Raw genomic sequence first — 13092 nt, forward strand, 5'->3', positions numbered from 1 at the left:
AAATTATCCTGATAAATAGGTGCTTTTTCAATCGAAATTCTCTCATCATAGGTTTCTGAAAGATAAAAATTGAGCAGATCTGATATGAAAATCCAGTGTAAAATGCAGTTACAGCATTAGCATTTCTTAACATTGAAGTTGCTTAAACTTATTTAACCTGAGTTCGGGATAAGGAAATGAAATAAAATTTGTATGAAAAAGTAATAATTCGTATATTTAAGTTATTGATGTTCAAATATTTAAACGAATTATTACTTATGATTTTGAAAGACCAAATTACAAATATTTTTGTACAAATTGATGATTTTTGTAAAGAGTTTGCTGCTCAAATTAAAAAAATGAAAAAACAGGCCCTTGGGGATAGCAAGAAAAGAAGAAACAGAACATCCAGAATGTCTGATTCTGAAATTATCACCATCATGATAGGATTTCACTTAGGTGCCCACAAAACATTTAAGCATTATTACAAAGAAATAGTTTGTGGGTATTGGAAAGATTTATTTCCCACCAGTCTTTCATACAATCGGTTTATTGAACTTCAGCAAAGAAAATTTGTGGTTTTGGCCTTGTTTCTGAAAGAAAAATGTTTGGGAAAATGCACCGGAATAAGTTTTATGGATAGTACAGCTCTGAGAGTTTGCAGAAATCAAAGAATACACAATCATAAAGTTTTCAAAGGTTTGGCAGAACGTGGAAAATCTTCAATGGGTTGGTTTTATGGCTTTAAGCTTCATTTGGTTTGTAATGAAAAAGGAGAACTCTTATCCTTCTATTTAACAAAAGGAAATGTAGATGACCGAAATCCAAAACATATAAAAAAAATGACTCAGCAGCTGTTTGGAAAATTATTTGCAGATAAAGGATATCTTTCAAAAGCTCTATGGGAAATGCTTTTCGCTGATGGCATTCAGCTTTTTACCAAACTCCGAAAAAATATGAAAAATCATATTATGAAGATGGAAGACAAAATTTTATTAAGAAAAAGAGCAATAATTGAGACTATAAATGATGAACTTAAAAATCATTGCCAGATAGAACATACCAGACATAGAAGTGTGAACAATTTTATAATCAATATTTTGGGAGGATTAACCGCATATTGCTTCTTCCCTAAAAAATCCTCACTAAACCTCAATAAAGTAAATGACGGCCAATTGTTTTTACAATTCGCTTAAACCGAACTCAGGTTATTTAGGAAAAAGAGTTCCGAGAAACGAGCAATTTTGATTGCAATTTAAAAGACGAATAATCTGGAACTCATCAGCAAAGATAAAATAGAGAAATGGATTTTACCCATTTAAGCAGAGGGAAAAGAGGATTTTCTACGAAGTTTGACTTGGTAAAAATAATTCAGACCATTATAAAACGGCTGAAAACCGTTTGCCAGTGGCGGAAACATTCGTTAAAGGACAATTTCGGGGAAGAAAAAATAAACTGGCAAAGTGTGTATTATTTTTTTAATAAATGGAGCAAAGACGACAGGAATATTGGGGTTCATCTTTTGAATCGTAACAAGAGGTTGTTGGAGATGTCGTGCGTTCAACTCGATGGAAGCCAAACCCGTTGTAGCATGGGCGGAGAGTCAACGGGGGTATCTAAGCAGGAAATTCGCAAAAACCAGATACTACCGCACGATTCCATAGTGTGGTATTTAGCTTTTATTTTTTTATACTTTAGAAAGTTTAAAAAATACCGCAGAATCAAGTTCACATCAGGTGAAATTAAAGATTTTCAACAAAACTTCCGTGTGCTTCTTCTGCGCAAAGTATATTACTTAAATTAACTTAAGTGTTTAAAAAGCTTTTGGATCTCCTTTGTGATAATAGAAAAGTTTAAACAGCTTTATTATTATCTGTCAAGTTCAATCCAGGTGGGAGCGTGATCACTGCTTTTTTCCCAGCCTCTGACATGACTGTCAACTCCTCCCGATTGTAAATCCGGGATAAGATAAGGACTCAGCAGAATGTGGTCGAGCCGTATTCCTGCATTCCGGTCATACGCTTTATATAAATAATCCCAGAAGGTATACACTTTTTCTTCCGGGTAGAGCGTACGGATAGAATCCAGCCATCCTTTTTTTAATAAGTCCTGATAGGCTTTTCTGACCTCAGGTCTGAACAGCGCATCGTTTTCCCAGCGCTCCGGTTTATGAACGTCAAAAGGGGTCGGAATAATATTAAAGTCGCCGATCAGTACAGCCGGCAGTTCCATTTTGATGAGTTTATCGGTTCTTTTTTTCAGTCGCTTCAGCCACGACAATTTATAATCGAATTTCGGTCCCGGGTAAGGATTTCCGTTGGGAACATAAAAACAGCAGATCACCATCTGATTAATGATCGCTTCAATATAACGGCTTTGGACATCTTCATCATCTCCCGGTAAAGAATTCTGGACTTCTGTTATTTCATGATCTTTTGACAGGATGGCAACACCATTCCAGCTTTTCTGCCCTTTCCAGATGGCCTGGTATCCTGCATCCCGGATAGACTCTATCGGAAAGCGCTCCTGAGGCGCTTTTAATTCCTGGAGGCATACGATGTCGGGCTGAGTCTCTTTCAGCCACTGAAGCAGAACAGGCAGCCGGGCGTTGATTCCATTGACGTTATAAGTGGCTATTCTCATGATCAGATATTTAATGAAAAAAAGCAATAAACATTCCATCGGCAAACCGGACAGATTTTCTGCATTACAGACTGTAGAACGACTCATAAAAAATCCTATCCGGAAAGGATAGGATTAACAACTAAATATAAAGATAGCATTAAACAATAAACAAAGATGCTATTGCCTGTGCGTCACTTCCACTGAGGACTTCATCATAAGCTGCTGAACCTGCTGCTGCTCCAAAAGCAGTGGCTGTATTGAAGCCTGCCTGCATCGTTACATCCTCACCCGCATATACGGGATTGGTTGCCGCCGGCATATTTCCTCCATTAGCCAGTTCTATCCAGCCTTTGTTGGCTCTCATCCGGCGTACCTGAGAAGCATGTCTTGCTTCTACCGAATGAATCTGTAAAGCAGCCTGTAAAACAGCCTGATTAGACATAACATTTCCTGCCTGTCCTTTATATGCTCTCACACCGGTATCTTCAAATGCCTGGGCCAGCGTCAAAAACTGACTGTAATTGGTGAAAGGCGTAAAGTTCCCACCCGCTGAAAAATCAAAAGTAGGTTTTGCGCCCGGAGTTACTCCCAGAGAAGTTAATGTGCTTTTGAGAAATGTAACATGGGCCGACTCGTGTTTGGAGATCTGCATGAAAACGGTACGGTCAGCATTTGGGATAAGACCCGAGGTCGAAAGTCCTATCCTGTAATATTCATCTTCCAGATACTCTAAAACCAGGGCCAGTTGTAAAGCGTCCGTTAAAGCACTTTTAAAGGTAGGACCCGAAACCGTCTGATTTACCGTTTCAGCTTTCGCAGGTGTTGACATTAAAGTCCCCAAGCCAAGAGGAACCGCTGCAACAGCCGCTTTGGTACCGAAATCTTTAATATGGGTAAGGGTTTCTAATCTTGATGCTTCGGTGGTGAAGAATTTATCGTTAGAAAGTCTGTCTAATAATTTTAAGATGTTCATAATAATAGATTTTTAAAGTGAATGATTAGTTGATACCTCTCTCTTTCCATGTGAAAGGCGTTTTGAAAAAACCTCCGGCTGCCGTTACCACATCTTTCGGTTCTTTGGCCACGTCCAGTCCGTTGGCATCGATCACATCATCACCGGAAAAATCTGCAGATCCGGGATTGATTAAATTTCTTATCGCTGAAGCATGTCTGGCTTCCACCGAAACAATCTTTCCTGCAATAACCAGATAAGTAGGGTTGGTAATGTACTTTCCTGCACCATTATATGCGGCTACTCCCGTATCTTCCAAAGCTTTTGCTGTAGCAAGGACAGAATTCCGGTCATTGAAGTTTACATTAGGATACTGAAATTCCAGCGTAGGCAATACATTCGAAGTGGCACCGCTGATAGCCGCTTTGAAAAAATCTCTGTGAATTACTTCATGATGGTAAAGGTCTGTGAAAACCTCTTTCTCTGCACTGGAGATCCCGGTGTAAAAATTGTTAACGACTTTAGTATAAAAATCGGCTTCAAGCTGCTCAAGAGCATAAGCATAATTCAGAATACCCACATCGCCTACTCCAAGATCAAATACATTTTCATCAATGATCAGGAAATCATCATTGTCGTCACAGCCTACAAGAGCGAGGCCTGCCATGGCGAGTCCTATGCCGCTAAGTTTTAAGAAATTTCTTCTTCCGGTATCTAAGGTTACCCCCTGATTGGAAACATTAATAGTTTTTTTCATAATATTATTTTTAAGTGTTAGGTTTGTGTATAATGAATATGTTCTAGAAATGATAAAATTTAAAGAAACAGCATAGAAATTATGCTGTTTCACTAATAAACCACTTACGGCATCAAAACCGTATCTATCACATGTATAACCCCGTTGGACTGATTAACATCAGCAATTGTTACTTTTGCGCTGTTTCCTTTGGCATCTTTTACATACAGATTTTTTCCTTTGGTCCAGAAAGTAAGTTCTTCCCCCTGCACTGTTTTCATTCTGCTCATTCCGTTTCCTGCCTTCACGGCAGCCCATATCTCTTTTGCATTGTATTTTCCTGCCAGAACATGGTATGTCAGAATCTTGGTAAGCATTTCCTTATTCTCAGGCTTAACTAAATTTTCAACAGTTCCTTTCGGTAGTTTTGCAAAGGCAGCGTCTGTAGGTGCCAAAACGGTGAAAGGACCCGCTCCCTGTAAAGTTTCTACCAATCCGGCTGCTTTTACAGCTGCAACCAGCGTCTTGTGGTCCTTGGAATTGACAGCATTTTCAATAATATTTTTTGACGGATACATGGCGGCGCCTCCTACCATTACCGTTTTTTCTTTCATCGATTGTGCAGCTACGTTTCCGCTGAAAGCGAATGATAAGGTCATCATTGCAAAAACTGCGATTGTGGATCTAGTGTTCATTGTATTGATTTTTTTAATTGTTATAATGGTTTGATCTTGTTCTAAAATCATTTACGACCCCGGTTTGCTTTTAGATTTAAAAAATTCAAAAAAAAATCACAAACTATTGAAAAACAGTGTATTAATTTTTGTTTTTAATATTAAAATCAGTGTTAGTAGTTTAATTTTCTAATATTTGGAGGTAATTATTAAATATTTAAAAGATTTATTAAATATTGCTTGATATAAATTTTATTTTATTAAATTTGAATAGAAAAATATTCGCTATTAAAACAAACTATTCGGAAGAGCAACTCATCGTTTTATTGAAAGAAAAAAACGAGACCGGTTTTCATCATTTGTATGATAACTATTCCGGTGCGTTGTATGGAGTGATTCTGCGAATTGTACAGTCTAAAGAATACACCGAAGAAATAATTCAGGATGTATTTGTCAAAATATGGAATTCTATCCATCAGTATGATTCTGTGAAAGGAAGATTTTATACCTGGATGATCAATATTGCCAGAAATACGGCTATAGATTATCTAAAATCAAAAGGTTTTCAGAACGAATTAAAAAACCAACCGCTACCGGATTTCGTATATAACTCTGCAGAGCTTTCAACGACCAATCATTCTTCCGATTTTATCGGTTTCAATCATGTCCTGGAAAAACTGGAGGTTGATAAACAGGAGCTTATCGATTTGGCATACTATCAGGGATATACCCAAAACGAAATATCCGAAAAACTGAAAATACCGCTGGGAACGGTTAAAACGAAGATGCGGAATGCACTGATAAAATTAAAGGATTTGTTAAAAGATTATCAATAAATTGAACACTAAAGAGTACATATCATCCGGAATTATAGAATCTTATATTCTAGGTTTTGCTTCCCCAGAGGAAGCAGGAATTTTGGAGTGTGTGATGAAGAACAATGCGGAGGTGAAAGCTGCCTTTGAGGAAGCACAAAAAACATTGGAAAACCTGGCTACAGCTCAGGCTGTAAGGCCCCCAGATGATTTGAAATCAAAAATCTGGAATAAAATTCAACAGGAACAGACTGTTGAAGAAATATCATCTGTAATTTCTGCAGATATACCGGCTGCAACGCCGCAGGAAGAAATCAGAATTCAGGGAAATGGAAATAACAATTGGAAAGTCTACGCGATTGCGGCATCAGCACTGTTTCTGGTAAGTGTTGCCGGGAATCTTTTCTGGATGAATGATCAGTCCGAAACAAAGTCTGCTCTGGCTAAACTCAGGACAGAACAGCAGTATCAGAATATTGCTTATCAGAAAATGGAGCAGAAATGGAAGATGATGTCTAATCCTGATATGAAAATGGTGATGCTGAAAGGTGTCGAAAAGCATCCTGATACAAAAGCCATGGTTTTCTGGGATAAGAATTCAAAAGAAGTATATCTGAGTGCTGAAGAACTTCCTAAAGCTCCGGAAGGAATGCAGTATCAGCTGTGGGCGATCGCAGACGGAAAACCCGTAAGTGCCGGAATGTATACCGAAGAAAAGGACAGTAAAACAGCGCTTGCCCAAATTCCGCAGGCTCAGGCATTTGCCATTACTCTTGAAAAACAGGGGGGAGTGAAGTTCCTACTATGGAAAATATGTTTGTCATGGGAGCGATCTAGAATTACACTGAAATAAAACTAAAAATAAACAGGCTGTCCGGATTTGGACAGCCTGTTTTTTAGCGACTTTTACTATTTGAAACTAAAAATCTCCTGCCATAGGCAGGAGATAAATGAACATAATATAAAAAATAATTGTTACTTACAATCAAATGTTCGTTTGAACAATATATTCAGATACAGAATAAATATTGCTGTGCTCCGAGTTGTTATTTATTTATGTTGTGAGGATTAATTAAGCTAACTTTACGTTAACTGCGTTTAATCCTTTGTTACCTTCTTGAACGTCAAAAGTTACTTTATCGTTTTCACGAATTGTTCTTGTGCTTAATCCTGAAGAGTGTACAAAGATATCTTTGCTTCCATCTGTTGGAGAAATAAATCCGAAACCTTTTGTTTCGTTAAAAAATTTTACGGTGCCTTCTTGCATTGTAATTATTGTTAAAAATTGTTGTTGTAATTATTTTATGATCTGTATATCTACGGCAGAGAAACCTTTTGGAGATTTTTCTTTTTCGTAGGATACTTTGTTTCCTTTTTTTATGGGTTCATTGCAATTGTTATTATGGAAGAACACATTTTCTTTAGTGTTGTCTTCTGTAATAAAACCATAACCCTTTTCACTGAAAAACGTAACGATACCTGATTTTCTCACTTCTTCTTCCTCAATAGGAGCTGCTCCCAGCTGAATTTCCGTCAGGTTTATTTCCTCACGGTCTGTCGTAGGAGGTGTGGATGTTAATCTTCCGTATTCGTCAACGTATAAAAACATATCTGTAAGATCTTTGCCTTTATTGTTATTTTCTTTACGTTCTTCGCGTCTTATTGCTTTTTCTTTTTGCTTTTGAACTTTTTTCTTGAAATTTTCTTTTTTAGAGAAAGAATCCCCCATAAATTATATTTGTTTTTAATTAATATATTGAAATGTTTTATTTTGTTTTGGTGTACTCAAAATAGACAAGTCTTGTAATGCACCGCTAGTCAGATCATTTTTTTTTTCACCAAAATAAACGGGCGGCTCATCGGCCTGATCTGTTAGCTGTTTTGGACTTACTGTAATTTCTACAGGGTTTTTAAGTATACCTTCCGCAAACTTTCTGATATGATCCTCCATTACCGTGGAGAAAAATAAGGTCTGTTTCTTTTTAGGAGTCAGTGCAAGGATCGCTTTTAAATCACTTACAAACCTCAAATCAAGCATATGGTCGGTTTCATCCAGAATCAGTATTTCGATTTTAGAAAGATCAACAGGTCTTTGATTGACTAAATCTAGTAATTTTTCCGGAGATGAGATCAAAATATCTACTCTTTTTCTAAGGGCAGCCAGGTGACTTCCCGTAGATGCTCCATCGGTAATAGAAAGCAATGATAAAGGTAAATATTTGCTGTATACCATAATATCTTCTTCAATCTGCAGGACTCTTTCGCTGGTTGAAGTTAATATTAATGTTCTTATTTCTTTATGTTCGGTCGTGTTTTTCTTCAAAAGCTGCAGGACCGGCATTGCATAGGCTGCTGTCTTTCCTGAACCCGAGGGTGCACATCCTAAGATATCTCTTCTCATTAAGATATGTGGAATCGCGGAATGCTGTATTTCCGTAGGCTTTGAATACCCCGTTTCTGTAACAGCACGAATAATAGGATTTATTAAATTTAAATTTTTAAAATTCATTATAAATTATTCCGGATGTCCGGTTTTGTGGACTAAACCCTAATGTAGGATCTAAAATTGGTGTATTTTATAAATGTTAAACAAGAGTCAGGGATTCTTCATTTATCATTTACTTTGCTTACTAAGACAATAGTATTCAGTCCGGAATAAAATTGTTGGCGTTGGCAATAGCTATCTTTCTTCTAAACAGGATTTTTTTATAATACTGTCATGAATTAATTTTCACCTTCTTTTCTTGGAAGGGGCATACTTTATATTTACTGTTTATATTCTGATATTTCAGTGGGCCGTTGTTCATCTTCATTGATATCATGTATAAGCTTGAAATGGGCAGCTGAAAGAGCAAAACTGAAAGAAAAAATTGGGATTTTAAACTGTAACAGAATAGCAAAGGCAGAGGCCTGTTTATATATGCTCTGCAAATATACGATAAATAAACGGGATAACAGCCAGTTTAATTGATTGATTATCAAAAATATATTTATTTCCTTCTGATTGCAGTGATTTTAAGATCATATAAACAGCAGAAAAACTCCCGGACAGGTCTGTCAGGAGTCGATTTCCTATTATTTTTGAAAAATTATTTTTAATATAAAAATTTTATAATTTATATTTTAAAATTGATAAACGATGGCATTAATATTCATTCCTGCGCCCACCGAAGCGAATAAAACCACATCATTTTTTTCGATCTGATGTTGCGGAAGTTCGTCCTTTAGAATCATCGTAAGAAGAGTAGGGATGGTGGCGACACTGCTGTTTCCCAGTTTATTGATGACCATGGGCATAATATGCTCAGGCACCGGATAGTCATAAAGCTGATAAAATCTGTCGACAATAGCTTCATCCATTTTTTCATTGGCCTGGTGAATGATAATTTTGTTCAGCTGATCAATAGAGTATCCACTGTTATCAAGGCATTTTTTCATCGCCTCAGGGACATGGATCAATGCAAACTCATATATTTTCCGGCCATCCATTTTAATATATTTCGTATCCGGACAACTCTCATTATTGTACGATTTTCCAAAGTAGAGGAAATCTTTCTCCTTAAAAGTATGAGAAGCAGATAAATGCGCCTTGATGCCGGACTCATCGTCGGAAGCTTCCAAAATCACGGCTCCAGCCCCGTCTGCGTAAATCATACTGTCTCTGTCATGGCTGTCTGTTACTCTGGACAGCGTTTCCGCACCGATGACAAGACATTTTTTTGCAATTCCCGATTTGATAAAGGCATTAGCCTGTATCACGCCCTCGATCCATCCCGGACAGCCGAATAATACATCGTAAGCAACACAGAAATTGTTCCTGATTTTTAAAAGATGCTTTACTCTGGAAGCAAGACTCGGAACGGCATCAGACTGTACGGTGCCAAAACGGATATCCCCGAAATTATGAGCAAATATGATGTAATCCAAAGTTTCAGGATCAATTCCCGAATGATCGATAGCTGCCTGAGCGGCAATAAATCCCAAATCTGAAGTTACCTGATTGGTACTGGCATATCTCCGTTCTTCAATACCTGTGATTTTCTGTAATTTGTTGGTAATTGAAGCATTGTTTTCTTTTAATGCGATCCCTTCTTGATTTAAGAATAAGTGTTTATCAAAAAATACGTTGGGAATAGTCTCTGAAGGGATGCAGTTTCCTACACCTGTAATTTTGCTTGTCATCTAAACTTTGATTTTCAGTCTTTTATGTTGAGCAGACTGAATAATTCGGTAAATATAACAATTATAAAACAGTAATTACAGGTTTCTCAAGAAATATTTACAGTTCATATGCAAAATTGTTTTATCTTAAAAGAATTTTTAAATTTAAATGAATGATTTTAAGCATACTTTGAATAAAATCATTATTATTTGACACATAGTTAATTTTAAACTCATATTTTTGCAGCAGTGAATTTTAGTTGATGGGAATTTAGAAGGAACAATTATTTTAATTAAATATTAAAAATGATAAAAAGACCTTTGCACAATTTCCACATTCCTGTAATGGGATTAGCTTATACGATAGACAGTCCTATCCGTGTGGCACAATACGGAATATCTTCCGTTGTCTCTATAATTGATGATGAGATTGTAGAGAAAATGAAAAACTTTTACAGTAAAAAATTTAATTTGAACTATGAAAGTATTTCGACAAAAGCAGATGATTATCGCGCCAAAAGAATCACCGCCTACCTGAATATGGTAGACGATATTGTCCATGAAAAATTTGAAGCCTTCAAACAGGAGATTGCAAGAAATAAAGCGGCTCTCCAGGATTTTGTAGACATGCTTCCCAATACTTCCGAGCTGAAAAACGGATTCCAGAATCTTTTGAATCAGAAGGAAAATTTTACCGCTTCCATAAAACATTTTATTGAAAAAAATCTGACTGCAGGAAGTATAGATGTCAATATAATGACGAAGGTAGACAAAGACAACTTTAAAAAAGAAGAGCAGTTGCCTGTTATTTTTAATGACGCACATGCCTCTTTACGCGGATTTGCAAACAGTAAGCTGTCTTCTTCCCTGGTTCTTTCTGCCGGGATGAATCCACGCCTGTACAGCTATATCGAAGAGTTTGATGATTTTTTTCCTGATGAAAACGGAACATTAAAAAAGAAACTCATTCTGAAGGTCAGCGATTTCCGGTCGGCCATGATCCAGGGGAATTTTCTGGCCAAAAAAGGACTCTGGGTTTCCGAATACAGGATCGAGTCGGGTTTAAATTGCGGCGGACATGCTTTTGCCACCGAAGGACTTTTGCTGGGACCTATCCTGGAAGAGTTTAAGCTTAAAAAAGATGAATTGATTCGGTCTGCCTATGGGCTGATGACTCATGCTTTGCAACAGAAAGGGAAACGGTCTGTGGAAGAGCCTCCTGAAATGAAAATTACGGTACAGGGAGGGGTAGGAACCTCCGAAGAACATGAGTTTCTTTTAAAAAATTATTCCGTAGACAGTGTGGGCTGGGGATCTCCGTTTCTGCTGGTTCCCGAAGCGACTTCAGTAGATGACGAAACGCGGAAATTGCTGGTACAGTCCGGAGAAAAAGATTTTTATTTAAGCAATATTTCTCCGCTGGGCGTTCCTTTTAATACCGTAAGAGGAACTTCAAACGAAATTTTAAGAAAAAAAAGCAATCTTAAGAGCCGTTATGGCAGCTCATGTCCTAAAAAACTGCTGGCACTGAATAAAGAATTTTCACCGGAAGGCATCTGTACGGCATCCAGAAAATATCAGGATATCAAACTTGAACAGCTGGAATCCGAAAAAGACCTTCTCACTCCTGAACAGTTCGAAAAAAAGAAAGAATTGATTACTGAAAAAGCCTGTCTGTGCGTGGGTCTTGTGAACGCAGCCTATATGGAACAGGATCTGGAAATAAAAGGTGAAAAACAGGGCGTTGTCATTTGTCCGGGGCCTAACCTCGCTTTTTTTGATAAGGAAGTTTCTCTTTCTCAGATGGTGAAACATATTTATGGTAAGACAAACATTCTGCCCGAAAATAACCGTCCTCATATGTTTATCAATGAGCTTAAAATGTATGTGGCGCATTTTAAAAAGGAGATTTCGGATTTTTCGGACCCCATTAACCAATCACAACATAAAAAGTGGAATACATTTAAAGAAAATCTTCTTAAAGGAATTCAGTATTACGAAGACCTGTTTACTGGTTCAGTTTTTTTCAAAAAAGAATCAGGTACAGTTAACGCTCAGCTTCAGAAATATAAAATGATGCTCTTGGAAATAGAAATTCCTCAGGTTGAAAAATAATAATAAACCCCTTCAAATCTTTGATCTGAAGGGGTTTTAAAATAAAAAACAGCTGCCTTCCGGATTTTGGATTGTTTAATGATGAAGTTTTCCGATCAATCCGGTTCCGGATTGAATTAATTAAGGACATGCTGAAATAATCTCATTACTGCCGTATGAATTACTCTTAAAATATGCGGAAAAATTATTTGAAGTTCAGTAGCCCGTCAGTGAGACTTTTCCACTGAATTTTGGAGAAACCACACATTCCTCCGAGCGCAATTAGTAAACTTCTCAATGTATTGATGAAAGTAGTTTTAAGATTTGGGCTTTCATTTCTTCCATAGACAGCCGTTTCTAAAGTATTTGCCTGACAGGAAATTAAAAAAGTTGAAGTCGCTTCCGAAGAATAGAAATGGGCAATGCGTGAGCTGTCATTCTGAGGTGACGGGGAAGGGTTGCAAATAATGAGTATTCTTTCCGACTGCTCATCTTTTTCCTGAAGGATATCGGTAATTTTAACCCAATCAAATCCCTTTGCTTCAGTATTGCCCGGACCGGGAATGTCTATTCTGATAAAATCGCCTGTCCTGGGAACTCGGTCTACCGGCTGGCCATACGAATCATAAAGCCTGAAATCAGCAAGTTTTTTACCACAGATGGTGTTCCATCGGTTAATTGAAAAAAATCTTTCCTTTAAGACCTCAAAATGTTGTCTGGCCGTTAACGGATCGTCGAAATGCTGCTGGCTTTCAGTGTCATGAAAGCTTCCTTTCACTTGTTCGGGAACGCCGGGAATCTGTTTTGCTCTCATCATGATCAGGATTTACATAAAAGTACTGGTTTGAAAAGGCTAAAATTATGATTGAAATCATGAATTTGATTTTATCCGGATTAATCCTTAACGGGAATCTTTTGAATAGTTCCCATTTTTATCTGATCAGAACCGGCATAAATAAATTATAATGACTATTTTTGCCATTATTTTTATTAATTCTAATTAAAGAGGTTTTCATGAGGCAGATCGTCAGTTTCGACAGTTGTTATTTTATCTAT

At 37.1% G+C, this 13092-nt stretch carries 14 protein-coding genes; 5 read left to right on the forward strand and 9 right to left on the reverse strand.

The window, feature by feature from the left end; translation table 11 throughout:
* The first annotated feature begins 257 nt into the window (after nucleotides 1-257).
* Both ODZ84_RS00510 and ODZ84_RS00515 read left to right on the forward strand, forming a co-directional pair.
* The gene (locus ODZ84_RS00510; protein WP_323670690.1) at nucleotides 258-1175 is read left to right on the forward strand and encodes an IS982 family transposase; all 918 of its coding nucleotides are present in this window, start codon (nucleotides 258-260) and stop codon (nucleotides 1173-1175) included.
* 107 nt (nucleotides 1176-1282) lie between these two features.
* On the forward strand, nucleotides 1283-1783 hold the full coding sequence (locus ODZ84_RS00515; RefSeq protein WP_266175028.1) for a hypothetical protein: 501 nt from the start codon (nucleotides 1283-1285) through the stop codon (nucleotides 1781-1783).
* 65 nt (nucleotides 1784-1848) lie between these two features.
* On the opposite strand, the gene xth is transcribed toward ODZ84_RS00515, so the two are convergent.
* The 4 genes from xth to ODZ84_RS00535 form a co-directional block, all read right to left on the reverse strand.
* Nucleotides 1849-2622 carry an exodeoxyribonuclease III gene (gene xth, locus ODZ84_RS00520; RefSeq protein ID WP_266175030.1) on the reverse strand — a complete coding sequence of 258 codons (774 nt, stop codon included), beginning with the start codon at nucleotides 2620-2622 and terminating at the stop codon, nucleotides 1849-1851.
* Between the two features lie 139 nt (nucleotides 2623-2761).
* Complete coding sequence (locus tag ODZ84_RS00525) at nucleotides 2762-3577, reverse strand: ferritin-like domain-containing protein (RefSeq protein ID WP_266175032.1); 816 nt, start codon at nucleotides 3575-3577, stop codon at nucleotides 2762-2764.
* Nucleotides 3578-3602: 25 nt separating this feature from the next.
* Nucleotides 3603-4313, reverse strand: a complete 711-nt coding sequence (locus ODZ84_RS00530; RefSeq protein ID WP_266175034.1) for a ferritin-like domain-containing protein — start codon at nucleotides 4311-4313, stop codon at nucleotides 3603-3605.
* 104 nt (nucleotides 4314-4417) lie between these two features.
* A complete protein-coding gene (locus tag ODZ84_RS00535) occupies nucleotides 4418-4987 on the reverse strand; it encodes a fasciclin domain-containing protein (RefSeq protein ID WP_266175036.1) in 570 nt (189 codons plus the stop codon).
* 245 nt (nucleotides 4988-5232) lie between these two features.
* Between ODZ84_RS00535 and ODZ84_RS00540 the strand changes: the two genes are divergently transcribed.
* Together ODZ84_RS00540 and ODZ84_RS00545 are read left to right on the forward strand one after the other, a co-directional pair.
* Nucleotides 5233-5802, forward strand: coding sequence for an RNA polymerase sigma factor (locus ODZ84_RS00540; RefSeq protein WP_266175038.1), 570 nt, complete (start codon nucleotides 5233-5235; stop codon nucleotides 5800-5802).
* A gap of 1 nt (nucleotide 5803) precedes the next feature.
* Nucleotides 5804-6634: an anti-sigma factor gene (locus ODZ84_RS00545; RefSeq protein WP_266175040.1), complete on the forward strand. Its 831-nt coding sequence runs from the start codon at nucleotides 5804-5806 to the stop codon at nucleotides 6632-6634.
* A gap of 219 nt (nucleotides 6635-6853) precedes the next feature.
* On the opposite strand, the gene ODZ84_RS00550 is transcribed toward ODZ84_RS00545, so the two are convergent.
* The 4 genes from ODZ84_RS00550 to ODZ84_RS00565 all read right to left on the reverse strand — a co-directional run bounded on the left by ODZ84_RS00550 (nucleotide 6854) and on the right by ODZ84_RS00565 (nucleotide 9963).
* The gene (locus ODZ84_RS00550) at nucleotides 6854-7048 is read right to left on the reverse strand and encodes a cold-shock protein (protein WP_266175041.1); all 195 of its coding nucleotides are present in this window, start codon (nucleotides 7046-7048) and stop codon (nucleotides 6854-6856) included.
* A gap of 30 nt (nucleotides 7049-7078) precedes the next feature.
* Nucleotides 7079-7510 (reverse strand): cold shock domain-containing protein, encoded by a 432-nt coding sequence (locus ODZ84_RS00555; RefSeq protein ID WP_266175043.1) that lies wholly within the window; start codon nucleotides 7508-7510, stop codon nucleotides 7079-7081.
* Between the two features lie 15 nt (nucleotides 7511-7525).
* Complete coding sequence (locus tag ODZ84_RS00560; RefSeq protein ID WP_266175045.1) at nucleotides 7526-8290, reverse strand: DEAD/DEAH box helicase; 765 nt, start codon at nucleotides 8288-8290, stop codon at nucleotides 7526-7528.
* Nucleotides 8291-8904: 614 nt separating this feature from the next.
* On the reverse strand, nucleotides 8905-9963 hold the full coding sequence (locus ODZ84_RS00565; protein WP_266175047.1) for a 3-oxoacyl-ACP synthase III family protein: 1059 nt from the start codon (nucleotides 9961-9963) through the stop codon (nucleotides 8905-8907).
* Nucleotides 9964-10248: 285 nt separating this feature from the next.
* Between ODZ84_RS00565 and ODZ84_RS00570 the strand changes: the two genes are divergently transcribed.
* On the forward strand, nucleotides 10249-12057 hold the full coding sequence (locus ODZ84_RS00570; RefSeq protein WP_266175050.1) for a hypothetical protein: 1809 nt from the start codon (nucleotides 10249-10251) through the stop codon (nucleotides 12055-12057).
* 184 nt (nucleotides 12058-12241) lie between these two features.
* On the opposite strand, the gene ODZ84_RS00575 is transcribed toward ODZ84_RS00570, so the two are convergent.
* Complete coding sequence (locus ODZ84_RS00575) at nucleotides 12242-12853, reverse strand: hypothetical protein (RefSeq protein WP_266175052.1); 612 nt, start codon at nucleotides 12851-12853, stop codon at nucleotides 12242-12244.
* Nucleotides 12854-13092 lie beyond the last annotated feature (239 nt).

It is taken from the genome of Chryseobacterium fluminis (assembly GCF_026314945.1).
Lineage (GTDB): Bacteria > Bacteroidota > Bacteroidia > Flavobacteriales > Weeksellaceae > Chryseobacterium > Chryseobacterium fluminis.

Excerpts from the sequence above, each read along its gene's own strand:
- ODZ84_RS00510 (WP_323670690.1), top strand. The coding sequence starts at position 258 with ATGATTTTGAAAGACCAAATTACAAATATTTTTGTACAAATTGATGAT.
- ODZ84_RS00515 (WP_266175028.1), top strand. The coding sequence starts at position 1,283 with ATGGATTTTACCCATTTAAGCAGAGGGAAAAGAGGATTTTCTACGAAG.
- xth (WP_266175030.1), bottom strand. The coding sequence starts at position 2,622 with ATGAGAATAGCCACTTATAACGTCAATGGAATCAACGCCCGGCTGCCT.
- ODZ84_RS00525 (WP_266175032.1), bottom strand. The coding sequence starts at position 3,577 with ATGAACATCTTAAAATTATTAGACAGACTTTCTAACGATAAATTCTTC.
- ODZ84_RS00530 (WP_266175034.1), bottom strand. The coding sequence starts at position 4,313 with ATGAAAAAAACTATTAATGTTTCCAATCAGGGGGTAACCTTAGATACC.
- ODZ84_RS00535 (WP_266175036.1), bottom strand. The coding sequence starts at position 4,987 with ATGAACACTAGATCCACAATCGCAGTTTTTGCAATGATGACCTTATCA.
- ODZ84_RS00550 (WP_266175041.1), bottom strand. The coding sequence starts at position 7,048 with ATGCAAGAAGGCACCGTAAAATTTTTTAACGAAACAAAAGGTTTCGGA.
- ODZ84_RS00555 (WP_266175043.1), bottom strand. The coding sequence starts at position 7,510 with ATGGGGGATTCTTTCTCTAAAAAAGAAAATTTCAAGAAAAAAGTTCAA.
- ODZ84_RS00560 (WP_266175045.1), bottom strand. The coding sequence starts at position 8,290 with ATGAATTTTAAAAATTTAAATTTAATAAATCCTATTATTCGTGCTGTT.
- ODZ84_RS00565 (WP_266175047.1), bottom strand. The coding sequence starts at position 9,963 with ATGACAAGCAAAATTACAGGTGTAGGAAACTGCATCCCTTCAGAGACT.
- ODZ84_RS00570 (WP_266175050.1), top strand. The coding sequence starts at position 10,249 with ATGATAAAAAGACCTTTGCACAATTTCCACATTCCTGTAATGGGATTA.
- ODZ84_RS00575 (WP_266175052.1), bottom strand. The coding sequence starts at position 12,853 with ATGATGAGAGCAAAACAGATTCCCGGCGTTCCCGAACAAGTGAAAGGA.